This window comes from Commensalibacter melissae (genome assembly GCF_003691365.1).
In the GTDB taxonomy this organism is placed as follows: domain Bacteria; phylum Pseudomonadota; class Alphaproteobacteria; order Acetobacterales; family Acetobacteraceae; genus Commensalibacter; species Commensalibacter melissae.
Window position 1 is genome coordinate 1,586,172 of record NZ_CP033087.1, and the last position, 26,677, is coordinate 1,612,848.

At 38.0% G+C, this 26,677-nt stretch carries 27 protein-coding genes, 2 tRNA genes and 1 other RNA gene; 17 read left to right on the forward strand and 13 right to left on the reverse strand.

Annotated features, from left to right (window positions below; all coding sequences use genetic code 11):
- The first annotated feature begins 117 nt into the window (after window positions 1-117).
- Window positions 118-918: a tRNA1(Val) (adenine(37)-N6)-methyltransferase gene (locus tag D9V35_RS07190; protein ID WP_122123931.1), complete on the forward strand. Its 801-nt coding sequence runs from the start codon at window positions 118-120 to the stop codon at window positions 916-918.
- 183 nt (window positions 919-1,101) lie between these two features.
- On the forward strand, window positions 1,102-2,064 hold the full coding sequence (locus D9V35_RS07195) for a ribonucleotide-diphosphate reductase subunit beta (RefSeq protein ID WP_122124296.1): 963 nt from the start codon (window positions 1,102-1,104) through the stop codon (window positions 2,062-2,064).
- Between the two features lie 61 nt (window positions 2,065-2,125).
- Here D9V35_RS07195 and D9V35_RS07200 read toward each other — a convergent pair whose 3' ends face one another.
- From D9V35_RS07200 to guaA, 3 genes are all read right to left on the reverse strand, one after another.
- Window positions 2,126-2,965, reverse strand: a complete 840-nt coding sequence (locus D9V35_RS07200; RefSeq protein WP_122123932.1) for an aldo/keto reductase — start codon at window positions 2,963-2,965, stop codon at window positions 2,126-2,128.
- 245 nt (window positions 2,966-3,210) lie between these two features.
- Window positions 3,211-5,130: a ribonucleoside-diphosphate reductase subunit alpha gene (locus tag D9V35_RS07205; protein WP_122123933.1), complete on the reverse strand. Its 1,920-nt coding sequence runs from the start codon at window positions 5,128-5,130 to the stop codon at window positions 3,211-3,213.
- 483 nt (window positions 5,131-5,613) lie between these two features.
- Window positions 5,614-7,191, reverse strand: a complete 1,578-nt coding sequence (gene guaA / locus D9V35_RS07210; protein WP_122123934.1) for a glutamine-hydrolyzing GMP synthase — start codon at window positions 7,189-7,191, stop codon at window positions 5,614-5,616.
- Window positions 7,192-7,343: 152 nt separating this feature from the next.
- Here guaA and D9V35_RS07215 point away from each other — a divergent pair, with 152 nt between their 5' ends.
- The 3 genes from D9V35_RS07215 (at window position 7,344) to D9V35_RS07225 (ending at window position 8,480) form a co-directional block, all read left to right on the forward strand.
- Window positions 7,344-7,781 carry a hypothetical protein gene (locus D9V35_RS07215; protein ID WP_162988609.1) on the forward strand — a complete coding sequence of 146 codons (438 nt, stop codon included), beginning with the start codon at window positions 7,344-7,346 and terminating at the stop codon, window positions 7,779-7,781.
- Window positions 7,782-7,847: 66 nt separating this feature from the next.
- A tRNA-Arg gene (locus D9V35_RS07220) sits at window positions 7,848-7,924 on the forward strand.
- Window positions 7,925-8,093: 169 nt separating this feature from the next.
- Window positions 8,094-8,480 carry a response regulator gene (locus D9V35_RS07225; protein WP_110438442.1) on the forward strand — a complete coding sequence of 129 codons (387 nt, stop codon included), beginning with the start codon at window positions 8,094-8,096 and terminating at the stop codon, window positions 8,478-8,480.
- 12 nt (window positions 8,481-8,492) lie between these two features.
- On the opposite strand, the gene D9V35_RS07230 is transcribed toward D9V35_RS07225, so the two are convergent.
- The 3 genes from D9V35_RS07230 to D9V35_RS07240 all read right to left on the reverse strand — a co-directional run bounded on the left by D9V35_RS07230 (window position 8,493) and on the right by D9V35_RS07240 (window position 11,429).
- Window positions 8,493-9,983, reverse strand: a complete 1,491-nt coding sequence (locus D9V35_RS07230) for an ArnT family glycosyltransferase (RefSeq protein WP_122123936.1) — start codon at window positions 9,981-9,983, stop codon at window positions 8,493-8,495.
- Window positions 9,984-10,155: 172 nt separating this feature from the next.
- Window positions 10,156-10,899: a polyprenol monophosphomannose synthase gene (locus D9V35_RS07235; RefSeq protein ID WP_122123937.1), complete on the reverse strand. Its 744-nt coding sequence runs from the start codon at window positions 10,897-10,899 to the stop codon at window positions 10,156-10,158.
- 35 nt (window positions 10,900-10,934) lie between these two features.
- A complete protein-coding gene (locus D9V35_RS07240) occupies window positions 10,935-11,429 on the reverse strand; it encodes an Lrp/AsnC family transcriptional regulator (RefSeq protein WP_110438445.1) in 495 nt (164 codons plus the stop codon).
- 126 nt (window positions 11,430-11,555) lie between these two features.
- Between D9V35_RS07240 and trxB the strand changes: the two genes are divergently transcribed.
- Window positions 11,556-12,518, forward strand: coding sequence for a thioredoxin-disulfide reductase (gene trxB, locus D9V35_RS07245; RefSeq protein WP_122123938.1), 963 nt, complete (start codon window positions 11,556-11,558; stop codon window positions 12,516-12,518).
- Between the two features lie 53 nt (window positions 12,519-12,571).
- Here the strand turns inward: trxB and D9V35_RS07250 are convergent, their stop codons facing one another.
- The 5 genes from D9V35_RS07250 to D9V35_RS07270 form a co-directional block, all read right to left on the reverse strand.
- The gene (locus D9V35_RS07250; RefSeq protein ID WP_122123939.1) at window positions 12,572-14,008 is read right to left on the reverse strand and encodes a mannose-1-phosphate guanylyltransferase/mannose-6-phosphate isomerase; all 1,437 of its coding nucleotides are present in this window, start codon (window positions 14,006-14,008) and stop codon (window positions 12,572-12,574) included.
- A 30-nt stretch (window positions 14,009-14,038) separates the two neighbouring features.
- The gene (locus tag D9V35_RS07255) at window positions 14,039-14,320 is read right to left on the reverse strand and encodes an integration host factor subunit beta (protein ID WP_110438448.1); all 282 of its coding nucleotides are present in this window, start codon (window positions 14,318-14,320) and stop codon (window positions 14,039-14,041) included.
- 39 nt (window positions 14,321-14,359) lie between these two features.
- Window positions 14,360-15,292, reverse strand: a complete 933-nt coding sequence (sppA, locus tag D9V35_RS07260; protein ID WP_240993355.1) for a signal peptide peptidase SppA — start codon at window positions 15,290-15,292, stop codon at window positions 14,360-14,362.
- 121 nt (window positions 15,293-15,413) lie between these two features.
- Window positions 15,414-15,860, reverse strand: coding sequence for a MucR family transcriptional regulator (locus D9V35_RS07265; RefSeq protein WP_122123941.1), 447 nt, complete (start codon window positions 15,858-15,860; stop codon window positions 15,414-15,416).
- 445 nt (window positions 15,861-16,305) lie between these two features.
- Window positions 16,306-16,396 (reverse strand) — tRNA-Ser (locus D9V35_RS07270).
- 272 nt (window positions 16,397-16,668) lie between these two features.
- Here D9V35_RS07270 and rplU point away from each other — a divergent pair.
- The 4 genes from rplU (at window position 16,669) to proB (ending at window position 19,577) form a co-directional block, all read left to right on the forward strand.
- Entirely contained in the window at window positions 16,669-16,983 is a 315-nt protein-coding gene (gene rplU / locus D9V35_RS07275; protein ID WP_122123942.1) for a 50S ribosomal protein L21, read from the forward strand.
- 48 nt (window positions 16,984-17,031) lie between these two features.
- Window positions 17,032-17,301, forward strand: a complete 270-nt coding sequence (gene rpmA / locus D9V35_RS07280; protein WP_110438451.1) for a 50S ribosomal protein L27 — start codon at window positions 17,032-17,034, stop codon at window positions 17,299-17,301.
- A gap of 93 nt (window positions 17,302-17,394) precedes the next feature.
- Window positions 17,395-18,429: a GTPase ObgE gene (gene obgE / locus D9V35_RS07285; protein WP_122123943.1), complete on the forward strand. Its 1,035-nt coding sequence runs from the start codon at window positions 17,395-17,397 to the stop codon at window positions 18,427-18,429.
- A complete protein-coding gene (gene proB / locus D9V35_RS07290; protein WP_122123944.1) occupies window positions 18,429-19,577 on the forward strand; it encodes a glutamate 5-kinase in 1,149 nt (382 codons plus the stop codon). Before obgE ends, proB begins: the two co-directional genes overlap by 1 nt.
- Here the strand turns inward: proB and D9V35_RS07295 are convergent.
- The gene (locus tag D9V35_RS07295; protein WP_122123945.1) at window positions 19,552-20,142 is read right to left on the reverse strand and encodes a hypothetical protein; all 591 of its coding nucleotides are present in this window, start codon (window positions 20,140-20,142) and stop codon (window positions 19,552-19,554) included. The two genes, proB and D9V35_RS07295, sit on opposite strands and share 26 nt — an antisense overlap.
- Before the next feature lie 37 nt (window positions 20,143-20,179).
- Entirely contained in the window at window positions 20,180-20,440 is a 261-nt protein-coding gene (locus D9V35_RS07300; RefSeq protein WP_110438455.1) for a DUF2312 domain-containing protein, read from the reverse strand.
- Window positions 20,441-20,698: 258 nt separating this feature from the next.
- On the opposite strand from D9V35_RS07300, the gene zwf reads away from it, so the two are divergent.
- The 7 genes from zwf to ftsL all read left to right on the forward strand — a co-directional run bounded on the left by zwf (window position 20,699) and on the right by ftsL (window position 26,659).
- Window positions 20,699-22,174, forward strand: a complete 1,476-nt coding sequence (zwf, locus tag D9V35_RS07305) for a glucose-6-phosphate dehydrogenase (RefSeq protein ID WP_122123946.1) — start codon at window positions 20,699-20,701, stop codon at window positions 22,172-22,174.
- A gap of 298 nt (window positions 22,175-22,472) precedes the next feature.
- A complete protein-coding gene (locus tag D9V35_RS07310; RefSeq protein ID WP_162988610.1) occupies window positions 22,473-22,910 on the forward strand; it encodes a hypothetical protein in 438 nt (145 codons plus the stop codon).
- 24 nt (window positions 22,911-22,934) lie between these two features.
- Window positions 22,935-23,546, forward strand: coding sequence for a ubiquinol-cytochrome c reductase iron-sulfur subunit (petA, locus tag D9V35_RS07315; protein ID WP_110438458.1), 612 nt, complete (start codon window positions 22,935-22,937; stop codon window positions 23,544-23,546).
- Window positions 23,547-23,617: 71 nt separating this feature from the next.
- Window positions 23,618-24,010: RNase P RNA component class A (gene rnpB, locus D9V35_RS07320), an RNA gene on the forward strand.
- Window positions 24,011-24,228: 218 nt separating this feature from the next.
- On the forward strand, window positions 24,229-24,711 hold the full coding sequence (gene mraZ / locus D9V35_RS07325; protein WP_122123948.1) for a division/cell wall cluster transcriptional repressor MraZ: 483 nt from the start codon (window positions 24,229-24,231) through the stop codon (window positions 24,709-24,711).
- A 2-nt stretch (window positions 24,712-24,713) separates the two neighbouring features.
- On the forward strand, window positions 24,714-25,691 hold the full coding sequence (gene rsmH / locus D9V35_RS07330) for a 16S rRNA (cytosine(1402)-N(4))-methyltransferase RsmH (RefSeq protein WP_122123949.1): 978 nt from the start codon (window positions 24,714-24,716) through the stop codon (window positions 25,689-25,691).
- Window positions 25,691-26,659, forward strand: a complete 969-nt coding sequence (gene ftsL / locus D9V35_RS07335; protein ID WP_122123950.1) for a cell division protein FtsL — start codon at window positions 25,691-25,693, stop codon at window positions 26,657-26,659. Before rsmH ends, ftsL begins: the two co-directional genes overlap by 1 nt.
- The last annotated feature ends 18 nt before the right edge of the window (window positions 26,660-26,677 follow it).

Consider the following 26,677-nt stretch of genomic DNA (forward strand, 5'->3'; position numbering starts at 1 on the left):
AAAATTTATTCAAGTTGTAAAAATAAAAACAGAATTGATCATTATCATTAACATTTCATTATCGGTTACGCTAGAATACATTTTATTTGTCTAACATATTTATTTGGTTAATGATTTATGCAGTCGCTTTCTTTTACGTCACCTTATATACACCATAAATCAAAAAATACATCCAATGGAACGTTATTAGAAGGAAAGATATTTTATAAACAATTCCAAAAAGGATACAGGACAGCCCTCGAGCCCATATTGATGGCAGCCAGTATTCCAGCCAAAAAAAAACAGATAATTATTGAGGGTGGATGTGGAGCCGGTGCAGGATTGATGTGTCTTGCCTATCGTATTCCCTTGATTACTGGAATAGGTTTTGAACAACATCCAGAGATGGTTGAACTGGCAAATGAAAATTTTCAACTTAATGCGATGTCCAATCTAAAGGCAATGCAGGTTACATTACCGAAACTTCCAAAACGTCCTTTTACATTTTTACCTAATGGTCAGGAACATGTTGATCATGTCTTCGCCAACCCTCCCTGGCATCAACATAATAGCTGTCCTTCACCAGACCCAGAAAAAAATCTGGCAAAAAAACTTCCCCGAGGCTTGCTTGCTGAATGGATTTATGCTTTAAGCCGTCCATTACGACAAGGAGGAACATTAACCCTGGCCCTTTCAGCCAGCCTGTATAGTGAAGCAAGTGCCCTTATGTATCAATATAAACTGGGATCGGTTATTCTATTTCCTTTATGGCCAAAACTAAACCGACCACCCCGAATTATACTTTTACAAGGACGAATGGGATCGACCGGAGGGAGTCAGATTGCACCAGGCCTGATACTACATAATGACAATGGAGAATTTACCAATGAAACAAATCGAATCTTGCGTCAGGGAAAAAAACTAACCTTGTTATCTTGATATAAGCGTTTATATGGGATGAATCTAAGTCAAGAAGTTTATTTTTATAAAACACTATATATCGATATTAAATTTATTTATATGACTATATATTGATAAAAGAGCATAATTAAATCATAAATCACCCAAGGAGTTAAAACTGTGGAAAAGCAAGATTCAAAACCAGCACAAACACATAATCTGATGACGTATAACCCAGTTTACAAACCCTTTCATTATCCTTGGGCCTATGATGTATGGCTGACCCAACAGAGACTACATTGGTTACCTGAAGAGGTTCCATTGGCGGAAGATGTCAAGGACTGGCATAAAAAATTGACCGAACCCGAACGGAATTTGATCACCCAAATCTTTCGATTCTTTACGCAATCAGATGTCGAGGTAAATAATGCCTATATGAAATATTACAGCCAGGTATTCAAACCTATTGAGGTTCTTATGATGCTGTCAGCATTCTCCAATATCGAGACGATTCATATCGCGGCATATAGTTATCTTCTTGATACTATTGGTATGCCGGAAGTCGAATATTCTGCTTTCCTCAAATATAAGGAAATGAAAGACAAATATGACTACATGCAGAATTTTTCAATTGATAATCCACTCGAAATTGCCAAAACAATGGCGGTTTTCGGAGCATTCACTGAAGGATTACAATTATTCTCATCCTTTGCCATCCTTATGAACTTTCCACGTTTTAATAAACTAAAAGGAATGGGGCAGATTATTTCGTGGTCAGTAAGAGATGAAACATTACATTGCCTATCCATTATCAAGCTTTTCCGTACGTTCATTCAAGAAAATCCCCATTTGTGGACGGAAAACTTTCAACAAGAGCTGATCCATATATGTAAAACTATCGTTGAACATGAATTTGCCTTTATTGACCTAGCTTTCGAAATGGGTTCTGTCGAAGGACTAACCGCACAGGATGTCAAAAATTATATTTGTTTCATTGCCAATCGCCGCTTAACACAGTTAGGTCTGGATACAATTTACGATATTGATAAAAATCCGTTACCCTGGATGGATGAAATGCTCAATGCTGTTGAACATACCAATTTCTTTGAAAATCGTGCCACTGAATATAGCCGAGCCGCCACAGAAGGAACCTGGGAAGAAGCTTTTGAAAGCATGACAGTTTAGGAATTCCCTGTTATTCCTCAGGGTCAAATAGATATTAATCCTGAGGGAATAATATTAAGAATTAAAATTCTTCATATTTTGAGGGATCCTGTCCTTTTAAACGACCATCTGGTTTTGATAATGCATCAATTTTTTGCATATCTTCTGTCGTAATATCAAAATCAAATATGTCAAGATTTTCCTTTTGCCTTTGATCTGATGTTGCTTTTGGAATGGGAACAACACCAAGCTGGACGTGCCAGCGCAAAATTAGTTGTCCTACCGACTTATGATAATTTTTGGCAATTTCTTTCAGGATCGGGTGTGTCAACAGATCATTGGCACGGCCCAGCGGACTCCAGGCCTCTGTAACAATTCCCAATTTTTTATCATAGGCACGCTGTTTTGCCTGGGAGAAATATGGATGCAATTCCACTTGGTTAATACTTGGTGTCACCCCTGTTTCCTTAATAATACGATCAAGATGCTCAGGCAGGAAATTTGAAACACCTATGGATTTAATCATCCCTCTTTTTTTCGCCTCGACCAGAGCTTCCCAGGCTTCAAGATATTTTCCTGTTATCGGGTTGGGCCAATGAATCAAATATATATCATAATAATCAAGCTGTGCACGATATAAAGATTCCTCAATCGTTAACAATGCCTGATCATATTGATGACGACGTCCTGGTAATTTGGAAGTGATTCGCAATTGTTCACGGGAAATTCCACATTGTCGGACCGCTTCACCAACAGCACCTTCATTTTCATAATTAAAAGCTGAATCCAACAAACGGTAACCATTATGAATGGCACTGATGATAGATTTTACCCCTTCCCTACCGTTAAGTTTGTAAGTGCCAAATCCAACAGCAGGAATATTCGTCCCATCATTTAATTTAATTTGAGGAATAGATGACATTCAATATGTGTCCTTTTTACAAAAAATATTAAAGACAAAATCAATATTTCGATTGATATCATAAATAGATGTCTGTTTAAAAAGCAATATCATCTTGTTTATGAATGAATATCACCTATATCGGCCAAAAATCTTCCTAAATCTTAAAATATTAGGGATATAGAAAGAATAAAATCCGTTTAGATCAGACTTTTACCCAGTTAACAAAAAAGACCTTTTCTTCTAAAAAGGCCTTCAAACCAATATTATTGACAAGATAGACATTCTTCATAACTTGTCGAGGTATCAGCCTGTATCTGATCACCTTTATTTAGAATATCCTCTTTAACTGCCAAATTGCTAACAGTATCTGCACGCTGGATAGAAAGAGAACGGCAATAATACAGGGATTTCATTCCTTTTTTCCATGCCTGATAATGCATCATATGTAAATCACGCTTGTGAACATTGGCTGGAACAAATAAATTAACTGATTGAGACTGACAGATAAAAGGTGAACGGTCAGCAGCATGTTCAATGATCCAACGTTGATCCAATTCAAATGCTGTTTTGTAAATATCCTTTTCATCCTGAGTCAGAAAATCAAGATGTTGAACACTCCCTTTGTTTAAAGTGATAGAAGACCAGACTGCATCAGTATCCTGGCCTTTTTCCTGCAATACCTTACGTAAATGCCTATTTCTTACGGTAAAGGAGCCTGATAAGGTTTTCTGCAAAAATACATTGGCCGTAATTGGTTCAATACCGGGACTTGCATTTCCCGCAATAATCGAAATGGAAGCCGTTGGCGCAATCGCAATCTTGTTTGAAAAGCGCTCATTAATGCCATAATCGGCGGCATCCGGACAAGGTCCACGCAAATTCGCCAGGGTAACGGATGCCTTGTCTGCTTCCTGACGTATATGCTGAAACATTTTCTTGTTCCATACTTTTGCCATAACGCTTTCAAACGGAATTTTATGAGCTTGAAGAAAAGAATGAAAACCCATTACACCCATACCAACGGAACGTTCACGTGCAGCAGCATATCTTGCACGTTCCATTTCGTCAGGAGCATGATCAATGAAATCCTGCAAAACATTATCAAGAAACAACATGACATCCTGGATAAATTGTGGGTTTCTTGACCATTGATCCCAATATTCAAGATTTAAAGAGGAAAGGCAACAAACAGCCGTCCGTTCCTTTCCTTTATGATCTATTCCTGTAGGTAACGTAATTTCAGCACAAAGATTAGAGGTTTTTACTTCCAGTCCAGCCAGTTTATGATGTTCAGGACGGGCATTATTCACCGTATCGGAAAAGACAATATAAGGCTCACCCTGTTCAATTCGTGTCGTCAGCAGTCTGATCCACAAAGAACGGGCAGAAATTTTCCTAATGACCGACTGATCTTTTGGGGAGACAAGCGCCCATTCCTCATTATTTTCAACTGCACGCATAAAAGCGTCAGAAATTAGAACACCATGATGTAGATTCAAGGCTTTACGATTGGGATCTCCACCCGTTGGTCTGCGTAATTCAATAAATTCCTCAATTTCAGGATGCCAGATAGGCAAATAAACAGCTGCTGAACCCCGTCTCAAAGATCCCTGACTAATTGCCAGGGTCAGGCTGTCCATCACCCTTATGAATGGAATGACACCTGAAGTTTTGCCATTCCGACTAACATTTTCACCAATAGAACGCAAATTTCCCCAATAGGATCCAATTCCCCCGCCACGAGAGGCAAGCCAGACATTTTCATTCCACAGTTCAACAATTCCCTTCAGGCTGTCTTCCGCTTCATTCAAAAAACAGGAAATAGGCAACCCTCTGGCCGTCCCACCATTTGACAGTACTGGAGTGGCCGGCATAAACCAATGCTGAGACATATAGTCATATAAACGCTGGGCATGTTCCGCATCATCCCCGTAGTAGGAAGCCACCCTTGCAAACAGCTCCTGGTAGCTTTCACCCTCAATAAGATAACGGTCATCAAGCGTCGCTTTACCAAAATCTGTCAATAAAGCATCACGAGAATGATCTAATTTAACCTGATAACGCCCATACAACTGTATTTTTCCTGCCAAGGCATCTGTAAAAAGAGAACCATTATCTGTTTTACCTTTTCCAGCATTGGCAACAGGCTTTTTTTCAAGCAGATCAACTGGGGTCACAACCATATCCTCGCAAAACAACAAACCTTTAAGGATTTTACATCCTTACTATACCATTATAAAATTTTAAATGTAATGATAAATTTCTATATATAGTATATTAAAAAACATACATACCTATATGATGATATAAAATCAACATAACATTAGGCTTGACATGCAAGATTTTGATAAAAACAAAAACTTTAATTTTACAATCGAAAAAGATCAGAAATGATAACAAGATAGTATAATATAGGTCAGACTTTATTGGTTTAACAATATATTTAATTTTAAATTTTTTTAAAAAAATATATTAGCCAGAAACCTCTGTATATTTATCGGGTTTAAAAAATAGAATGGCTATACAATTATATTATCATAAATTCCTTAAATAAAAAACAAGTCTTTAACTTGTCAATGCGTAATCTAAACAATAGATATCACCCCAATTAAACCTATGAAATAATTGGGGTGACACTTTCTCAAGATATTGGTTATCTTGCAATCTTATTCCCATTCAATGGTTCCGGGAGGTTTTGATGTAATATCATAAGTTACACGATTAATGCCTTTGACTTCATTAACAATCCGCCCCGCCACTCTGGTAAGGAATTCCATATCAAAGGAATAAACATCGGCAGTCATACCATCCACACTTGTAACTGCCCGCAATGCACAAGCCTGATCATATGTTCGGCCATCCCCCATAACGCCAACCGTACGAATAGGCAACAAAACAGCAAACGCTTGCCAAATTTTGTCATATAACCCAGCCTTGCGAATTTCATCCAAATACACGGCATCAACACGACGCAACAAATCAAGCCGTTCACGCGTAATGTCCCCTAAAATTCGTATGGCAAGGCCTGGTCCTGGGAATGGATGACGACCAACAATATTTTCTGGAATACCCAATTCCCGACCCAAATCCCTGACTTCATCCTTGAAAAGTTCACGTAAAGGTTCGACAAGCTTCATATTCATCCGTTCAGGCAATCCACCCACATTATGATGAGACTTAATAGTTGCTGATTTTCCCGTGACACTGACGCTTTCAATAACATCCGGATAAAGGGTACCCTGTGCCAGAAAATCAGCCCCACCCAGTTTTTGCGCCTCCTGTTCAAATACCTCGATAAACAAACGGCCAATGGTTTTACGTTTAACCTCTGGATCGGTTACTCCAGCCAATTCTTTCAGAAACAAGTCAGACGCGTTTTTAGCAATCAAATGAATATTAAATTTCTCTTTGAATGTTTTAACAACCTCATCCGCTTCATTTTGACGCAGCATGCCGTGATCGACAAAAATACAGGTTAACTGATCTCCAATAGCTTCATGAATCAATACAGCTGCCACTGCAGAATCAACCCCACCTGATAAACCGCAGATGACTTTTTTGTCACCAACCTTTTGACGAATACGTTCAATTTCCAAATTACGAAAACCGGCCATGGTCCAATTACCCTGACACCCGGCAATATTATGCGTAAAATTCTTTAATAATGCGGCACCACGAGGTGTATGAACAACTTCAGGATGAAACTGAACACCATAATAGTGACGATCCTCATCAGCAATCATGGCATAGGGTGCACCCTCACTAACCCCTACCACCTTGAATCCGGGTGGGATTTTTATAACTCGATCACCATGACTCATCCATACTTGTTCACGGTTCCCCTTTGACCATACACCCTGACATAAGGCACTATCCTCAAGAATTTTAACATACGCACGGCCAAATTCACGGTGGTCACCGGATTCCACCTGTCCACCCAATTGATGACACATTGCCTGTTCACCATAACAAATTCCCAATACGGGAACCATTAATGTAAAAACTTCATTCGGAATCCTTGGGGCATCCATTTGAATGACACTGGAAGGGCCACCAGATAAAATAATCCCTTTTGGTGCAAATGAACGAATCTTTTCATCATCACTCGTATAAGGCCATATTTCGCAATAAACGCCACTTTCTCTTATTCTGCGTGCAATCAACTGGGTTACCTGACTGCCAAAATCAAGAATAAGAATCTTTTCTTGATGTAAAGATTGTTCCAATTCGCTTACCTGGGTCATTTTTATCAATCACTTCCTCTTTCAGTAAAATACGTTTTCATATCACAAATAGATAAAAAAAATGTAAATTAAACAATTTATCTGAAAAAAAACTATTTCTCCTTTATATAGAAATAAATTCCTTTTCATATTTTTTCACTCTGGAGCATTCCGTGAACAAGTATCGCCTGAAATTAGTCCATCGCAAAATACGGATTATCCCTATTTTTATATTAGTGTTGACTGCTGCCTGCAGTCATTTAGCCGAAGACCACCCCACAGGAATATGGTTAGGCAAAATGGAAACACAACAGGGAATTTGTCCACATGATCGTATGGCCGCCCTGAGAATCGATAAAAAGAAAATATTGTTTTCACCTGATAATGGGGCATTGGTCTTGACAGGTATCTATCATAAAAAGGAACATCCAAGGCATTTTGTCGCTGTCCTCCACCGTACGGATATGGATCATAAACCCTACGATCTCATTTTTGAAGGGAAAGCCAAGGATAAAAATATAATTGGAACCTATGGAACTCCTGACTGTCGGGCAACAATTACCTTTTATCGTCCACATCATTACGGATTATCAAACGCTATTGCGCATTAAAATCACAAAAAGTTAAAAAAACACTTGCAGAGGGGAAAAAGATCGGTTAAAAGCCTAGGGCAAGACGCACCCGTAGCTCAACTGGATAGAGCACCAGACTACGAATCTGGGGGTTATGGGTTCGATTCCTGTCGGGTGCGCCATTTAAATTAGAGGTCAATTTCATACCTAGATTGAAAACCTGATTAAAAAGTTAAAATAAGCTTTATTAATATTATTTAACTACTCCTTTATACATATTAAATTATACTTTATTTATACGTTTTTTTTTGGTATAAAGATAAAAAAGTAATTTTTTTGATAGATTTCTAAATGCTTTCTAATACGTCTCTTCTTATTATAGAAGATCAGCCTGAGATATGCGATCTTATTAAGTTAAGCTTTGCCAATCGAATTCCAACAATTCAACTGGCACATTCTCTTGCTGAAGCTGCTGAACTAATCAAAGAAACTTCATTTACCCTCATGATTGTCGATGTTTATTTACCTGACGGAGATCCATATCCGCTGATTCTTAAAATGTTGCAAAAAAAATGCAGGGTACTTTTGATGAGTGGAAATTTTCAAATCAACCAGCGTATTAATGATTTACCATTTCCACGTATTGAAAAACCATTCAGGATAAAGAATTTAATTAAAAAAGTGGAAGAAACCGTTTCCAATCCTTTATCAGATGAATTGATAGAACTCGCTTCCTAATTGAAATTTTCATTAAGGCAGATAAACGATTTCATGCTCGTTAGCATTTGAATAATTTAACTCTACTTTATAGATATTATAGGTTTCCGCAATTCTCTGTTTGATTTTTCTTACGACAATCCCCTGTTTTTCTGAATTTAAAAAATAAACAGAAGGTGGCATATCTTTGCGACGCTGTGTACGAATTAAATAGCCATTTTTCCCATGGTAATCAGCTAAAGCAAAATATTTCCAGCGTCTATCAACCAGAATAATTGGATGATGCACCTCATAAAATGCCAATTCTGCAGCTATGCCATATTCATCGACAATGATTGGAACTGAATCAGGAATTTGACATGAAACCACTTTAGCTAATTCAGCCCACCCCCCCAATCGTTTTAATATTAGATCATATTTGGCCGGAATTGGAAAATATGCAAAAACCGATTGAATGTAAATCAAACCAACCATTATATTCCCGAGGATACAGGCTGACTTAATAAAACGATGAAAATAAATTGCCGTTATGACAGACAGAACTGGATATAATATTCCCACCCAGTTGGCCTGTACACGATCCCCAAAGGCATGCTGAACAAATACACAAACTGGAATAATAACCCATAACCACAATAAAAAATCATTCTCCGCTTTACTCTGCCAAACAATTTTTGTCAGTTTAATCATGGCCCAACAAAAACAAATAAAAAGGATGGGAGTGGCCAATCCGATCTGGCCGATCATTAATTCAGACAAAAACTGAACCGCACGACTGGGATGCCAATCCGCTGTTCTTCCACCCTGTTTTAAAAAACTGATCCATTGATGTTTTGAATTCCAAATAATCACGGGTAAGAAAATAAGTATCGTTAAAAACAGCCCTCCCCATAATTTCCAGGATTTTAAAGAAAATCGACCCAAAACTGTCAGAATGCACCAAACTCCTAATCCCGCAATCATTAACAACGCAGTATACTTGCTGAGCAATGCACATCCTGCAGCTATACCAATAACCAGCCACCATCCCAATTTTTGAGTGGCAATTAAACGTCCACATCCCCATATAAAAATACAAATAAAGAAAAGTAATGGAGTATCGGGGGTTATTGTTACACTACCGACGCTAATAGCGAGGGTTGTATTTAATATCACAACCGCAGTAATCGCATTTTTTTCTTTATCATGACTGGTATGACAAAAATCCAAAACACTAAAATATATAAAAACACTTCCTATCAAACCGGCAAAAGGGGCAAGAAAACGGACACCCAGAGCGGTTTTATTACCGATCCAGCATCCCAATTTTATCCACAACGCCACCATTGGTGGATGATCATAAAAACTGTAATCTAAATAATTTGACCATAACCAATAATATGCTTCATCTGGCGAAAGCGGGCTGGCGGCAGCAACCCATAAACGAATGAGTGTCACGATAGATAAACCAAACCAAAACCATAATAAACAAGGTTTTACCGTTAACTTTTTTACCCATTCAAAATCAGCTTTTACAGAACACATACCACTAACCAAAATTCATGAAATCATCTGTTTTACATATTTTAAATTATAATTCGTTATCAAGAATGATTGGATTGCCCAGTATATAAATATTTTAATTTTCGTCAGTTTTTTTGATAAATTCTTCAAAGCAGCAAAATGGGTTTATCAGATTGTCATCATTAAATTTGAATTATCTAGGATATCTTTTTAATTTTTTTTGAAGCAGCATTACAATAAATTGCATCATTATTTTTAAACCAAGTTTACTTTGTCCTGAAAAACGTTTTCGAAACTGAAAGGGAATTTCGATAACACGTATTGTAGAAGGACAGGATAATATCAAATCAAGTAATATTTTAAAGCCAGTTCCTGTTAATGTCGGCATAAGATTTAAAAACAGCTTTCTTTTCAATACAAAAAAACCGCTCATTGGATCCTTTAATGGAACAGGTAAAATTTTTTGTGATAATGCAATGCCACGATCCGATAAAAATCTCCTCCAGTAATTTGCCAATCCCTGATTACTGCCACCCGATACATGACGGCTGCCAACTGCAAAATCAAAATTTCTATGAATTACAGCCTCAAGCATATCTGGCAGTCGTGTCTCATCATGCTGCATATCTCCATCAATTACCGCTATATAATCAGCAGAAGAGGATAAGACACCATCAATCACTGCAGACGACAAGCCTCTTTTGTTAACTCTAAGTATTCCACGTGCCCTTATATCTTGTCTGGCAAGTTTTCTAATCTCTTCAATTGTACCATCCGGAGAATTATCATCGACATAAATAGCCTCCCATCGCCACCCTACCAAAGCCGTTTCTAAAGCTCTAAAAAGAGGAAGGACATTATTTTTTTCATTATAACACGGAACAATAATACTAACTTCCGCGCCCATCGCTTTTTCTGAAGCGGATAAATATTTCATTTTTCAATAAAAGTTTACATTTGATCATCAAACATTTATTTGGATATATCTGGATGATCGTATTCCAATGGAACGCCATGTCGATTAAAGCTGGTATGAATAACTTGTAATGTCTGAACCCTGGCAATGTGAGGATGCGTTATCAATTCATGCGTTATTCTATTTTCATCTTCGGTATTTCGCGCAATAAAACGAATTAAAAAATCAACGCCACCACGCACCATATGACATTCCCTTACCTCGGGAATATCCGCCATTTCTTTTTCAAATTCTTTTAATATGGCCTCTTTTTGACTATCAAGACCAACCAGCACAAATACTGATAGGCACCATCCTACAGATTTCATATCTATATCCGCATGATAACTTTGAATAACCCCCATCGTTTCCAGACGTCTTACCCGCCTTAAGCAGGGGGGAGCAGAAATACCAACTCTTTGTGCCAATTCAATATTTGTTATTCGCCCATCTTTTTGAAGCTCATCTAAAATGAGCCAGTCAATTTTATCAAGATCCGCTGCCTGATTCATAAATCGATTATCCTACCAAAACTTTCACTTTATATAATTTAACAATTTATTCTTTAAACAATAGTTTCTTATTATACTATAGATGACTTATATATAAAAAATCTTTGTAATAATAGGACGAATAATATGGGTGAGACATTTCTTACGGATTTATTAATTATTGGGGCAGGCCCGGCAGGATACACAGCAGCAATCTATGGAGCCAGAGCAAATCTAAGCCCAACTCTCCTAACTGGATTACAGCCCGGTGGTCAGTTGACCATTACTAATGAAATCGAGAATTTCCCTGGTTTTGCTGATCCCATACAAGGCCCCTGGTTGATGGAACAGATGGCTCAACAAGCCATAAATGTTGGCGCCAAGATTATCAATGACAGCGTAACAAGGTGCTCCCTTCAACAAAAACAAAAAGAAAATAACTATTTCATATTGCAAACCGATATGGGAAATACCTACAAAGCAAAAACCGTCATCATTGCTACAGGTGCCCAAGCCCGTTGGCTAGGTCTTGAGGCTGAAGAAAAACTGCAGGGATTTGGTGTTTCCGCCTGTGCAACCTGTGATGGATTTTTTTATCGTGGTAAACAGGTTGCGGTAATTGGTGGAGGAAATACCGCTGTTGAAGAAGCTCTTTATTTAACCCATCATGCAGCTCATGTTTTCCTCATTCATCGTCGCAACAGTTTACGGGCGGAAAAAATCCAACAAACACGCCTCATGAAAAATCCAAAAGTTACGATTATCTGGAATAGCGTTGTAGAGGATATTTTAGCGGAAAGTAATCCTCCTTCTGTTACAGGACTTACATTAAAAAATACACTTACAAAAGAAATAAGCCAATTGCCTATTGATGGTGTTTTTATAGCAATTGGTCACACACCAAATACAGAACTTTTCAAAAATCAAATTGATCTTGATGAGGAAGGCTATATACAAACAACACCGGGAACGACAAAAACATCTGTTCCTGGCATATTTGCCGCTGGAGATGTTCAAGACAAAATCTACCGTCAAGCGATCACCGCAGCAGGTTCAGGGTGCATGGCTGCACTTGAAGCTGAACGTTTCCTTTCCGCCTCAGAAGGATGAATATCGAAAAATAGAGGTCAAATATCTGGATTTTCTTAATAGTCGTAGTGTATTCATACAATACGATGATACTGATCATCCAGTCTTACAATATCACTTTCATCAAGATAAGAACCAGATTGTACTTCAATGACAATTAGAGGTATGTCACCCGCATTTTTCAATCGGTGCACCATTCCCAGAGGAATGTAAACACTTTCGTTTTCATGCAGAAATATAACTTCATCTCCACGGGTTACCTCAGCAATACCGGAAACAATAACCCAATGTTCTGAACGATGATGATGTTTTTGCAGAGAAAGCTGCGCTCCAGTTTTTACAATAAGCTGTTTGACAAGAAACCGTTCTCCATGTGCCAACGTTTCATAATGCCCCCAGGGTCGATAACATTGGTTATGCCGAATAGCCTCCTGTTGTTTTACAGCATTCAATTTTTGAACAATTTTCTTAACATTTTGCGATTTGTTTCGATCAGAAACCAAAACGGCATCTTTTGTCACAATTACAACAACATTATCTATATCATTAACAGCCGCTACCATTTCTTCAGAACGAATATAGCTATTATGCGTGTTTTCTAAGAATACATTCCCTATAACCACATTCCCTGACCGATCCTTCTGGCTTACATTCCATAATCCATTCCAGCTTCCGATGTCTGACCAGACAAGATCGGCAGATACTACGACCATGGCTTTTGTTTTTTCGGCAATGGCATAATCTATTGAAAGATCAGGGACCTTTATGAAATCATCATATAATATACGCTCGAAATATAAATCTGACTGTCTATTGTCAACAGCCTTTTTAACCAAGGATAGTAATGTTGGGGTATAACGTTTCATTTCCTGCAACATCGTTTGTGCAGAAAACATGAACATGCCCGAATTCCATAAATATCCTCCCGTCTCAACCATTAGCTGAGCCTGTCGAATATCAGGTTTTTCAGTAAAAGCCTTTACGGCATAAATATTCTTGATCTTATCAATAACTGTACCTTTCTCAATATATCCATATCCTGTTTCTAAACGTGTAGGTTGAATGCCGAAAGTTACAATTTTCCCGTTTTGTGCAAAAGCGGCTGTCTCTTCTACCAATTTCACCAGTTTTGGAACATCTTGAATATATGCGTCTGCCGCCATTACCCATAAAATTGTCTGAGCATCCAGTTCATTCGCCAACAAACTTGCAGTTGCTATGGCTGGTGCTGAATTTCGTCCAACCGGTTCCAAAACAATACGGGCATTTTCAACGCCAATTTCTCTCAATTGCTCTGCAATCAAGAAACGATGATCCTGATTGCAAATAACGATTGGCTCTAAAAAAATATCCCCTTTACCGCGTAAAACCGTGTCTTGAAACATGGATTTTTCAGTAATAAGGGGCCATAACTGTTTAGGGAAACTGGCACGAGACAGGGGCCATAACCGACTACCCGTGCCTCCTGACAAAATAACAGGAACAATTTTCATTATGGATGTATCCTGCATTGCTGTTTCCCTTTATAATGTTTTAAAATTTTATTGCTGATTTATCCTTTCCCTTAATTCCTTCCCCGTTTTAAAAAAGGGAACATATTTTTCCTCCACAGTTACAGTTTCCCCTGTCCGAGGATTTCTTCCCGTACGGGCTTTACGATTTTTTACAAAAAAGGCACCAAAACCACGAAGCTCAACCCGATCACCCCTCGCCAGCGTTGTCTCTATTTCATCAAAAACTGTTGAAACAATTTCCTCAATATATTTCAACATTAAATTAGGATGTTCGGATGCAATTTCTAATATTAGTTCAGATTTAGTCATTAACTCACTCAAATGTTATTATAGCTTATAATGATTCTTTTATGGGTGCCAAATAGCTAAAATACCACCAAAATTTTCATTTTCCTTATAAAAAATTTGATTGGCAATTGTTTTTAACGAAAAATTCATGATCGATTTGCCGCCAAGCCCAAACCAGTTTTCACTTTTATCTTTTTTTAATGTAACAACTTCAATGTCTGTTGGAAGATGATATGTTTTGATCATCCATTGTTTCGCATCCTCTTCATTACCAATCTGGTCGACCAGTCCCAATCTAACGGCTTGCTGACCACTATAAGGTCGCCCATCCCCCAATTCCTTGACACGGGCAATATCCATATGTCGCCCTTCAGCAACCATATTCGTAAACTGATCATAAAAATTGCCAATCAATCCCTGCAGCATTTTTTGACCGGCTGGAGACAAGGGTTTGACCATTGACGGCTGACCCTTTAAAGGACCTGAAACAAGCTGATCAAATGAAATACCGACCTTGTCTAACAACCCAGAAAAATCAGGAGATTCCATAATGACGCCAATTGATCCGGTTAAGGTAGAATTAAATGCAAAAATACGTTTTGCAGGTACTGAAATCATATAGCCTGCTGAAGCTGCCACACCTCCCATTGAAACAACAACAGGTTTGGTTTTTGAGAATTTTAACAGCGCATCATGTAACTGTTCCCCGCCGGTAACCGCCCCACCAGGACTGTTTACATAAAGGATCATTCCCTTGACAGATTTATCCTTTAAAGCAGTATTGATCAGGGTTACCTGTTTGGAAACATCATTTCCAATAACACCCTCAATTTTCAATTTCACCAAATGCGCGTCATGATTACCAAGCCTCTTCGTTATTAATTTGGCAGAACCTGCCATTATCGATAAAACAAACAGACAGACAGCAAATAAACGCCATAAAACCAATTTGCGTTTCATCTTTTGCCGTTCCATTAATAAATCACTATCCACGTAAATTCATTCTCCACTTTTTAATAAAAGCATCAAATCTATCAATCTAAAATTTATAACGATCACGAAGCAAACAGTCAAAACATTATATAAAAATTACTTAATAGGGTTCTATTTTGTCTTAAGAGGCCTCTCTTCTCCCTCTCCTTACACTGCGAATATCACTGATGGTATTTTTACGACCAAGACCGATTTCTCGAGCCAGACTGGAACGACGTTCAGCATAGTTGGGGGCAACCATTGGATAATCAGGAGGCAAATTCCAACGTTCACGGTATTGTTCAGGTGTTAAACCATAGGCACTCTGAATATGCCGTTTCAACATTTTCAATTTTTTACCATCTTCGAGACAAATGATGTAATCCGGAAATACAGACCGTTTTACAGGAACAACAGGCTGTAATTTTTCTGCATCATGACCATTTTTTTCAATTGAGGAAAGCGTTTGATATACCTGACGAATAAGTTCAGGCAATTGTTCGGCCTCCACTGAATTATTGGATATATGTGATGACACAATCTTGGACGTCAATTGTAATAATGATATTTTCTTGTCTTCTAATTCCATTTTTATTCACCAAATAATTTTTTAAATTCTAAAATAAATAAAGTATATCAAATACTTCATGTTAAAATAATTTAATATCGAATAATACTTAGCATTATTTTTTGAAAATTAAAGAAGATAATTAATAAAATATGCACAAATGTTAATAGTAACTTACTTATGATCAATAATTATGATATTGCTGTACAATATATTGAATAACACTATTTGCAAAAACAATGAGTAACTTCGGAATTAAAAGAATTTTAATTTTATCTTTGATAACAATATTGTTATGCACAACAAATTGTAAAAATAATACACCTCACAATTCTACCGGTCCCTATATAGGGATCAATAATGGGGTTCAACCATAATAATAAAATCTATAATATTACGAATTATAAATATTTAACCATGATAGCAGGAAAATATCATTTTTGATATTCATTTATTTATTCAAACATGGCGGAGAAAGTGGGATTCGAACCCACGGTACAACAGAATTGCACAACGGTTTTCGAGACCGCCCCATTCGACCGCTCTGGCATCTCTCCATAAACAGAAACAACCATGATTTTTTATAAAACCAACGAATATATAATCTATTCCTTCAAAGAAAACCAGATAAAATATTCAAACTTAACGGAATTATGAAAAGAAATTTATTAAACAATTTGTATTTATTTAAATAGCTTATTGACTTTTTACTTTAAAAATCAATATAAACAAGACTTCACAATAAATATATTCCTGTTTTGTGGGATATTGATAAAAAGAAACTAAGTTAGATTTTCTAACAAGAGTTTGAAAAATTAAAGGGTTTATTATGTTCGCAATCATCCGCACAGGTGGAAAACAATATCGCGTTACACCTAATATGGTTCTAAAAGTTGAAAAACTGGATATCGAGACAGGTAATACAGTCACATTCACCGAAGTTTTAAGTGTCGGTAATGAAGGAAACTGCACAATCGGAACACCTGTTGTTGAAGGTGCCAGCGTTAAGGCAACAGTTGTTGCGCAAGATCGTCTTAAAAAAGTCATTATTTTCAAAAAACGTCGCCGTCAAAACAGCCGTCGTAAAAACGGACACCGTCAACCTGTAACAGTTTTACGAATCACTGAAATCAACGCTGCTTAGTTCTAGCCTAAACAGACCATATTGATATTTTTAGAATAGGAGAAAAAAATGGCCCATAAAAAAGCCGGAGGTTCATCCAGAAACGGACGCGATACCATTGGACGTCGTCTTGGCGTTAAGAAATTTGGTGGACAGCATGTTGTTGCTGGAAACATTATCGTTAGACAACGCGGTACAAAAATCAAACCAGGTCAAAATGTCGGTTTAGGTCGTGATCATACCATTTTTGCCCTTATTGATGGAAATGTACGATTTGAAAGCCGTTCAAAAGGTAACGTACATGTTTCTGTGGATGCAATCAGCAACGCTGCAGAATAGATCAAAATATACTTAAACAATTTTAAGTATTGACTATTATACGAAGGGTCGATTCAATAAGAATCGGCCCTTTTATTTTAAAGGTTTTAGAACATGAAATTTCTAGATCAAGCTAAGATCTATGTTAAATCAGGAAATGGAGGCGATGGTGCGGTCGCCTTTAGAAGAGAGAAATATATTGAATTTGGTGGTCCGGACGGAGGCGATGGCGGACGTGGTGGCGATATCATTTTTGAGGCAGTTGACAATTTAAATACTTTGATTGATTTTCGCTATACCCAACATTTCCGTGCCAAAAAGGGTCAAAATGGATCCGGTGCCAATAAAACTGGTGCAAATGCAGAAAATATCTGTATTAAAGTTCCCATAGGCACACAAATATTTTCCGAAGATAAGGAAACCTTGCTTGCAGACCTAAATAAAAAAGGTAAAAAAATAGTTCTTTGTCGGGGAGGAGATGGAGGATTTGGCAATACACGTTTTAAATCCAGCACAAACCGGGCACCCCGTCATGCTGATAAAGGTTGGCCTGGAGAAGAACGTTGGGTCTGGTTGCGATTAAAGCTTATTGCCGATGTAGGATTAGTAGGCTTACCCAACGCAGGAAAATCAACCTTTCTTTCTGTTGCCTCTGCTGCCCGGCCAAAAATTGCCGATTATCCGTTTACAACCCTGCATCCACAACTGGGAATGGTAAGATTGTCACCAACTGAGGAATTTGTCCTAACAGATATACCCGGTCTCATTGAGGGGGCCCATGAAGGCAATGGATTAGGTGATCGTTTCCTAGGACATGTTGAACGATGCAGTATGCTATTGCACCTTATCGATGCAACATCTGATGATGTTGTCAACAACTGGAAAATTATTCGCAATGAATTGGAATCCTATCAAACGGAACTTGCCAATAAACGGGAAGTGATTGGACTTAATAAAACTGATCTGCTTACCCCTGAAGAAATTCTGCAAAAACAAAAAGAACTGGAACAAGCAAGTGGACATAAGGTTTTCCTTCTTTCAGGGGCTACCCATAATGGGGTGAAAGAAATTTTATTTTATTTACAGAACTACATAACAAAATATAAACAGGATATAATTTTAAAATCAAAACATTTCAGTCCTATATAATGAAAAATCTACATCTTAACCAAGCCCGCAGAATTGTCATAAAAATTGGCAGCGCCTTATTAATTGACGGGAAAAATGCTTGCGTTCGTCAATCATGGCTAGAAAGCCTGATAGAGGATATAATCCATTTACGTCAGCAAAATTGCCAGATTTTAATTGTATCTTCGGGTGCGATCGCTTTGGCACGTTACAAGTTAAAATTAAATCGATATAAGCTTCGCCTCGATGAAAAACAGGCTGCCGCCGCAATAGGTCAAATCAAACTGGCTCAGACCTGGCATGAGGCTTTCGCTGCCCATAAAATCACAACTGCACAAATTTTATTGACTCTGGATGATACGGAAACGCGGTTACAATATAGCAATGCCCGTTCAGCCATTGAAACACTTTTGAAATTAAACTGCATTCCCATCATTAACGAAAATGATACCGTTGCCACTTCCGAAATTCGTTTTGGAGATAATGATCGGTTGGCAGCAAGAGTTGCAGAAATGGTCAAAGCTGACCGGCTTATCCTTTTCTCGGATATTGACGGGTTATATACCGCAGATCCCAAAACCAATCCATCAGCCAAGCATCTTGCCTCAATTCCTGAACTTACTCCACAAATTTACGCCATGGGAGGCAAGGCGCCAACTGGATATTCATCAGGTGGCATGGCAACAAAACTGGCAGCCGCAAAAATAGCCACAACTGCAGGATGTGCCATGGCAATCGCTTATGGAAAACTGCTTCATCCTCTCAAGGCTCTTCAAGAAGGAGCAAGATGTTCATGGTTTCTTCCCAATCGCAAACCCTATCCTGCCCGTAAACGCTGGATTGCTGGAAGCATCTCGACCAAAGGCACTATTTTTATTGATAATGGCGCGGAAAAAGCATTGAAAAACGGAAAGTCTTTATTGCCTGCCGGTATTATCAAAGTTGAAGGCCATTTCCAACGGGGAGATATCATTAAAATTGCCAACAAGAATGGAAAAATTGTCGGAAATGGTATTTCTGCTTATGATTCTTCAGAAATCACTCAAATTATAGGTCTTCAAACTGATAAAATTAATTCCCAACTGGGCTGGGACGGCCCCAATGAGGTTATCCATCATGATGATATGGTGATTATTCCCCCACTTACAGCGGCGGCCAGCGTAAAATAGGTTCTTTACGTTTTTTTAAATTAATAATCTCCTTTTTTTCATCATGAGAAGAGGGAGGGTCATATAATCCCCCCTCCCCATTTTCTACATAAATTTTCTGAGCCTGCTTATCAAAGTTATTTTCCGGTTTCTTAACCTCTACCTTACCAATATTCTCACCGGATTTATTCAGGGATAACCGCGATACATCACATGAATTCTGATTTGAAATATCAGAAGCTGCAAAACGCTTTTTCAAGGCAGGTAAGGGATAAACATAATTTTCAGGCTCATACAATTTTTTTTCTGAATTTTCTATTTTACCTGCTTTTTCTGTATCATCTCGATGATTGGCAACCACTTGTATTTTAGTTTCCGAACGAGGCCGCAAATCAGCCGTGCGCTTTAACAAGATACGTAATTGGGCCTGAATATCCTCCATTTGTTGACTTAAATAATTTAAACGTCCTTTTAGCCCAAAAACAGCAAAAGGCATAAACAAAAAACAAATTCCAAAAGTAACAGTCAATATTAGGATAACAAACTGCGCCCAAGAAGGGATCCACTCTGGAAAAGTTAAATTCATGATATTATTTCAACAATTTTATTAAATCTATATTCTACTACATACCCAATGCACGACGATAAACATCAAAAAGGGTTTCCTGTTCTTCCACTTCAGCAGGCTCCTGTTTACGTGCCCGAATTATCCTTCTGATTACGGGAACGTCAAATCCCGCCGATTTTGCCTCAGCATAAATATCTTTGATATCATTTGCCAACCCTTTTCGCTCCTCTTCCAAACGCTCGATACGTTCAACAATTGTCCGAAGACGATCAACGGCGATCCCTCCGACTTCGGGTTTATTATCAAATTCATTCATCCACTTTTCCTATTTTGATTTTTTTAAAATATATTTAAAGCTGTTTCTATTCATTACGTAACCCTGCATGCCAGGTCAATCGCCAATAGCCTCAGAATATGAAAATTTTAATCCTTTGAAAATTTAAAGAATATTTTTTCCTGTTTTGAAAACCATGTTACTATCAAAAAAAATATTACAGAGTAGATTCACAAAATATATACGATTCAAAATAATATTCAAAAATTAAACTTTATAGAATGTAGAGAGACCAAATTTATGGAACAGACACAAGCCTATGCACCTTTTGATATTATCATTTTTGGGGCAACAGGCGACCTAACTGCAAGGAAATTATTACCCGCATTGTATTATCGTTATCTGGACAAACAAATTCCACCCCAAACTCGTATTATCGGTACAGCAAGATCACCTTTGACAGACGACGATTTTAAAAAACGCATTCATGACGGATTGGTTGAATTTGTTCAAGAATCCTATCAAGATCCAGAAAATATTAGAAATTTTTTAAATCTTATTTCCTACGTCAGCTTAAATGGTGCAGAAGCTGATAGCAACTGGCCAGAACTGCAAGCGAAATTCGAACATAACAAGGCTAATGATATTCGCATTTTTTATTTCGCGACTGCACCAAGATTGTATGGTGATATTTGTGACAATCTTGCATTGAAAAAACTGATCACTCCGACAACCCGTATAATCCTTGAAAAACCTATTGGAACCTCGTTAAAAACTGCCGAAGAGATCAACCAGCGTGTTGGCAAGCATTTCCCTGAAAATAATATCTACCGTATTGATCATTATCTTGGCAAGGAAACTGTTCAGAATGTTATTGCCCTTCGTTTCGCCAATCCAGTTTTTGAACGGCTTTGGAATTCGGATGCCATTGACTACGTCCAGATTACAGCTGCTGAAACCGTAGGAGTGGGTAAACGGGGTGGATATTATGATGGAGCTGGCGCATTAAGGGATATGGTTCAGAACCATCTTTTACAGGTTTTATGTATGGTGGCCATGGATCCTCCCATTTCATTAAATGCCGATGACCTGAGAAATGAAAAGTTAAAAGTCCTTCGTTCTTTAAAACCCATGACGGAACAGGATATCAAGAATAATACTGTTCGCGGCCAATATACATCATGCATTTACAAAAATGAAAAAATACCCGGATATCTTGAGGATCTTGGTAAGGATCAAAGCAATACAGAAACTTTCATTACTTTAAAAGCCGAAATCAATACCGCCCGTTGGGGAGGTGTACCATTTTACCTGAGAACAGGAAAGAGGCTTGCAAAAAAGGTCAGTGAAATCATTATTCAGTTCAAACCCTCCGCCTGGAATCTTTTTGCCACGCCACCAAAAGCGAACCGTCTTGTGATTCGTATTCAACCAGACGAGGGTGTTTCATTATCCCTGCAAATCAAGGATCCACAAAAAACCTATACGAATTTACGCAGCACCTCAATCAATATCGAATTTCCTACAGCCTTTCATATCCGCTACCCCGATTCATATGAAGGGCTTTTGATGGATGTCGTCAAAGGGGATCCCATTCTTTTCATCCGTCGTGATGAAGTCGAAGCTTCATGGCGCTGGATAGAACCCATTCTTGATGGTTGGGCAAAAAATCTAACCCCACTGACATATTATAAGGCTGGTAGCTGGGGACCACAAGAAGCTCTTGACCTATTAGATCGGGCAAATCATGTTTGGCACGAAAATATGACAGAATAGTGATTGTTGATCACCATGATTTTATCAATTCAAGTCATGGTGGTTAAAAAACTGCATTTAAAGATAAAAAATTTAATCCATAAGATGGATAGATGTTAATGAATTTTTACTTATTAATAACTACCTAAAAATTATTTATAGAATGAATTCATAGCTTTTGTTTTTATCTTTTCCATTCTAATTTGATGATCTTTGCAACGACTTCATTTTGAATTAAATAAAGTCTTAATATTGATTATCCAATTCCATTTTTTAACTTAATTATATAATTCCATTATTTAATCAATCTGAAAAACTGATGACAAAATCCGATAGACCTGCATTTTCTCCATCAAGAAACTCTTTAAAGAAAAGGATAATACAACGCGTGATTGTTGCGCTACTCTTATCTGGCGGTATTATTTTTTGCCAAGAAATGGGTTGGTTAAATCAATTGACCGATCAGTTTGTAAGACAGAAAATCGACTGGTCTAATAATCAATCTGTAATAAAATATCTAAAACAGACCATCACAGATAAAAATCTAACAGAAATCCCTCTTAGATGCTTAATTCCCGTGATCAACAATGATGATGGATCAACAATTTTAAATGTTGAAATTCATGAAAAACACAATCAGGAATGTCTGAATACAAGAAAGAATTTTTCGATAATTTTCACCTTTCGTGTTAATAGGCAAAATGGTAATATACAAATTGATAAAAATACACCCAATCATTTTTATCCGCTTCATTAAATAATCATTATATCAACTTTCATAATGAATCAATCTTCCTCTCCCCCTACTGTACCACGTCGTAGTTTCCTAACCCTGCTTACCGCAAGTTCAGTAACGGTAGGAGGTGTGGTTTGCACATGGCCTTTTATAAACAGTTTAAACACTCAAAATACCACCATCACTCATAATTACACGGATGTTGATATTTCCTCGCTTAAAGAGGGTCAGCAAATTACCGTTATGTGGCAGGGACATGCTGTATTTATTCTTCATCGTCCAGCCAAAACACTTGCACTTTTACAAGACAAGGAACTTTTGATCCGTTTACGTGATCCAAGCAGTAAAGAGTTGCAACAACCTCCCTATACAAGAAACTGGCACCGATCAATTCAGCCAGAAATTGCGGTTTTGATTGGTGTATGCACGCATCTCGGATGTATTCCGAGCCTTAATTTGGGAAATTCACTTGGCGGATATTACAATTGTGCGTGTCATGGATCTAAATTTGATTTGGCGGGAAGAGTATATAACAATGTGCCAGCACCTTATAACCTTCCCGTTCCCCCCTATAAAATTTTAAAACCCGGAATTCTTCGTATTGGTGAAAACCCAGAAGGGGAAAATTTTAGTTTCACATCCATAATGCAGCTTTAAAATCATTCACCTGTTGGATATTTTATAAAATCATCTTGCTTTTTGCACAAAATAGCGACATCTTAACACCATCAGATAGCCAGATGATCGCTATTTACATGATCTGCATCGTAAATAGAGGAAAGTCCGGGCTCCACGGAAAAACGGTGCCAGTTAACGACTGGCGAGGGTGACCTTAGGGAAAGTGCCGCAGAAAACAAACCGCTTGCCAATTTATTTATAAATGCAAGTAAGGGTGAAAAGGCGTGGTAAAAGCACACCGCATGACTGGCAACAGGAATGGCATGGTAAACCCCACCGGGAGCAAAACCTAATAGAGGTAACAGATTTACAGTTAAATCAGGGTTTTTCCGCCCTGTTACCTGGGTTGGTTGCATGAAATACGGTGCGAATCGTATTCAAGATGAATGATCGTCATTTATGTTTCATAAAAACAGAACCCGGCTTACACGCTATCTGATTTTAATTTTATCCATAAATTTCCATTAAGATGCAAAACTATAATTTTTACGGCATTTTAACGATACTTCATATACATCTCAATCATGATTTTATGAAATAAAAGTGATTTCCAACGTAATTATTTGACCTCCCATATTTACCCATGATATCCCAAAGGCTATAATGTAAAACAAAAGCAAAGATCAATAATCAATTCAAATTAAATCTGGGATAGCCTGTAATGAATTTGTTCCTTGGATCACATCAAAATCGACTGGATGCCAAAGGAAGAGTATCTATTCCAGCAAATTTCCGTTTAAATTTACGCAAAGAAAAAACCACCAAGGAAGAACTTTCCTTTATTCTTCGCCCCTCTCATACTTTACCCTGTATCGAAGGATGGCCATTTGCCATTTTCAACAAACTGACCGCCGTATTGGATGATGTCAACATTCTTTCAACGGAACATAATGACCTCGCAACCCTTATTTACGCTCAGGCCTGGCCTATTGAAGTTGATCGTGAGGGAAGGATTATCCTTCCTGATATTCTAAAACAACATGCCAACTTGACCAATAAGGTTACTTTTATGGGACTTGGGACAATTTTCCAAATTTGGGAACCTGTAGCCGCACAAAAACATTATGAATCCGTGCTTAAACGAACAAAAATGGTCATTCTGCCACACGCCGCCAAGGCTAAAACTGAGCAAGCGGACCAATAATCATGGCCGACAATTATTCAGCAATTGATATCAATGGTCATTTCCCCGTCATGCTTAACGAAGTAATTGACCTTTTACAACCAAAATCCGAAGCGGTTTATATTGATGCAACCTTTGGTGGAGGTGGGTACAGCAAGGCCATTCTTTCCGCTGCCAATTGCAATGTATGGGGGATTGATCGTGATCCCGATGCCATCAGGCGAGGACAAAAAATTGTTGACGACTATCCCACGCTTCGTCTTTTACAGGGAAATTTTGCTCAACTTGAAACGCTTGCTCATGAAAATAACATCCAATCTTTGGATGGTATTGTTCTTGATCTGGGAGTTTCCTCTTTTCAGTTGGACGAGGCAGAAAGAGGTTTTTCATTCCGGTTTGATGGACCGCTGGATATGAGAATGAGTAAATCTGGAAAAACTGCGGCTGATCTCGTTAACCAGTTGTCCGAAACCGAATTGGCAGATATTTTATGGTATTATGGTGAGGAACGTTTCTCACGTCGTATCGCTCGAGCCATTATTCAGGATAGACTTGAAAAACCTTTTGAAACAACACAACAACTGGCAAACCTGATTAAAAGGGTTGTTCCGTCCAAAAAAAATGAAATTAATCCCGCAACTCGATCTTTTCAGGCGCTAAGAATTGCCGTCAATGATGAATTGACACAAATCAGGCAAGTCTTAACAAGTGCACTTTCCCTTCTTAAACCAGATGGAAAACTGATTGTTGTCTCATTTCATTCCCTGGAAGACCGTATTGTCAAAGAAATCATGAATCAGGCAACTGGCAATATTGCAGGTCCTTCAAGACATCATCCTCAATCCCTACATCAAAAATCCGAACTGATTAAGTTTGAAGCCCTAACCCATAAGCCTCTTCGCCCTTCAAAACATGAAGCCCTTTTAAATCCCCGTTCACGAAGTGCGAAATTACGTGCCATTAAACGTCTTGCAGGGCAGAAAACAAGGAGTATATCCTGATGATAATCCGTCCATTAACGTTATTTTGCTCAGTACTTGCCGGCCTATCTGGAATGATCCTGTACACTCAAAAACATAAAACCACCGTACTGGATCATCAAATCGCCAAGATTGTGCATGATACGGAACGGCTAAAAGCCCGGACGGCAATGTTACGGACAGAATGGACTTTACTTAATCAGCCTGACCGTTTAAAAACTCTGGCCAACAACTTTCTGCCAAAATTGCACCCTTTGGCTCCCACTCAATTTGTACAAATGTCATCCTTGCTCAATGTGCTTCCTCCCATTCAAAAGGAACAGATCGAGGATAAAACACGCAAACAGCTGCTCCTTGCGGTCGCTGATAATCATGGACAAACCTTGAATAACCCTGATGACAAGCCCGAACCTGCTATTGTTTCAAGTAATACGACCAGACAACATCATGACTCCCCAACAAAACCGAGCACTTCGGATGAAGAAAACCAATCTGCATCCTTCAATTCCCCTTCCAGAAAACCCGAAATCTACACTGCTAAAAAAACGAACAATACAATTGATTCCTCTGATGATATTTTAAATAAAAACATAAAAAAACCTCCTATCAGAACCAAACCTGTTCAAAATGTTAGGGATGATGAAGAAAATCTAGCAACCAAAGATTTCCCTGATATCCCACGAATTGATAAAAAAAATATCAAAACAACAGCCTTAATCAAAAAATCTGCTCATAAACCTGCAGTTCGACCTGCATTTTCAATTGCTGACAGTTCTGAGCCGATGTCAATTGTAAAAGAAAAGAATAACAATGGCACCATTGGTAAAAAGGAAATACACACCGTCGTAATAACCAGTACAAAACCAAAACATGCGACGCCGGTAAAAATCGCCCAAAACAGCAAACAAAAACAGCATTATCATTCTGAATCAGCCTTTGGAGACGACGCTGATGATTCCCTACCCGCACCTGTTCCTTTTTCTCAATGAATTCTATAAAGTTAAAAT

Bases quoted from the DNA above. Each gene is read 5' to 3' on its own strand.
- D9V35_RS07190 (WP_122123931.1), top strand. From the start codon at position 118: ATGCAGTCGCTTTCTTTTACGTCACCTTATATACACCATAAATCAAAA.
- D9V35_RS07195 (WP_122124296.1), top strand. From the start codon at position 1,102: ATGACGTATAACCCAGTTTACAAACCCTTTCATTATCCTTGGGCCTAT.
- D9V35_RS07200 (WP_122123932.1), bottom strand. From the start codon at position 2,965: ATGTCATCTATTCCTCAAATTAAATTAAATGATGGGACGAATATTCCT.
- D9V35_RS07205 (WP_122123933.1), bottom strand. From the start codon at position 5,130: ATGGTTGTGACCCCAGTTGATCTGCTTGAAAAAAAGCCTGTTGCCAAT.
- guaA (WP_122123934.1), bottom strand. From the start codon at position 7,191: ATGACCCAGGTAAGCGAATTGGAACAATCTTTACATCAAGAAAAGATT.
- D9V35_RS07225 (WP_110438442.1), top strand. From the start codon at position 8,094: ATGCTTTCTAATACGTCTCTTCTTATTATAGAAGATCAGCCTGAGATA.
- D9V35_RS07230 (WP_122123936.1), bottom strand. From the start codon at position 9,983: ATGTGTTCTGTAAAAGCTGATTTTGAATGGGTAAAAAAGTTAACGGTA.
- D9V35_RS07235 (WP_122123937.1), bottom strand. From the start codon at position 10,899: ATGAAATATTTATCCGCTTCAGAAAAAGCGATGGGCGCGGAAGTTAGT.
- D9V35_RS07240 (WP_110438445.1), bottom strand. From the start codon at position 11,429: ATGAATCAGGCAGCGGATCTTGATAAAATTGACTGGCTCATTTTAGAT.
- trxB (WP_122123938.1), top strand. From the start codon at position 11,556: ATGGGTGAGACATTTCTTACGGATTTATTAATTATTGGGGCAGGCCCG.
- D9V35_RS07250 (WP_122123939.1), bottom strand. From the start codon at position 14,008: ATGCAGGATACATCCATAATGAAAATTGTTCCTGTTATTTTGTCAGGA.
- D9V35_RS07255 (WP_110438448.1), bottom strand. From the start codon at position 14,320: ATGACTAAATCTGAACTAATATTAGAAATTGCATCCGAACATCCTAAT.
- D9V35_RS07265 (WP_122123941.1), bottom strand. From the start codon at position 15,860: ATGGAATTAGAAGACAAGAAAATATCATTATTACAATTGACGTCCAAG.
- rplU (WP_122123942.1), top strand. From the start codon at position 16,669: ATGTTCGCAATCATCCGCACAGGTGGAAAACAATATCGCGTTACACCT.
- rpmA (WP_110438451.1), top strand. From the start codon at position 17,032: ATGGCCCATAAAAAAGCCGGAGGTTCATCCAGAAACGGACGCGATACC.
- obgE (WP_122123943.1), top strand. From the start codon at position 17,395: ATGAAATTTCTAGATCAAGCTAAGATCTATGTTAAATCAGGAAATGGA.
- proB (WP_122123944.1), top strand. From the start codon at position 18,429: ATGAAAAATCTACATCTTAACCAAGCCCGCAGAATTGTCATAAAAATT.
- D9V35_RS07295 (WP_122123945.1), bottom strand. From the start codon at position 20,142: ATGAATTTAACTTTTCCAGAGTGGATCCCTTCTTGGGCGCAGTTTGTT.
- D9V35_RS07300 (WP_110438455.1), bottom strand. From the start codon at position 20,440: ATGAATGAATTTGATAATAAACCCGAAGTCGGAGGGATCGCCGTTGAT.
- zwf (WP_122123946.1), top strand. From the start codon at position 20,699: ATGGAACAGACACAAGCCTATGCACCTTTTGATATTATCATTTTTGGG.
- D9V35_RS07310 (WP_162988610.1), top strand. From the start codon at position 22,473: ATGACAAAATCCGATAGACCTGCATTTTCTCCATCAAGAAACTCTTTA.
- petA (WP_110438458.1), top strand. From the start codon at position 22,935: ATGAATCAATCTTCCTCTCCCCCTACTGTACCACGTCGTAGTTTCCTA.
- mraZ (WP_122123948.1), top strand. From the start codon at position 24,229: ATGAATTTGTTCCTTGGATCACATCAAAATCGACTGGATGCCAAAGGA.
- rsmH (WP_122123949.1), top strand. From the start codon at position 24,714: ATGGCCGACAATTATTCAGCAATTGATATCAATGGTCATTTCCCCGTC.
- ftsL (WP_122123950.1), top strand. From the start codon at position 25,691: ATGATAATCCGTCCATTAACGTTATTTTGCTCAGTACTTGCCGGCCTA.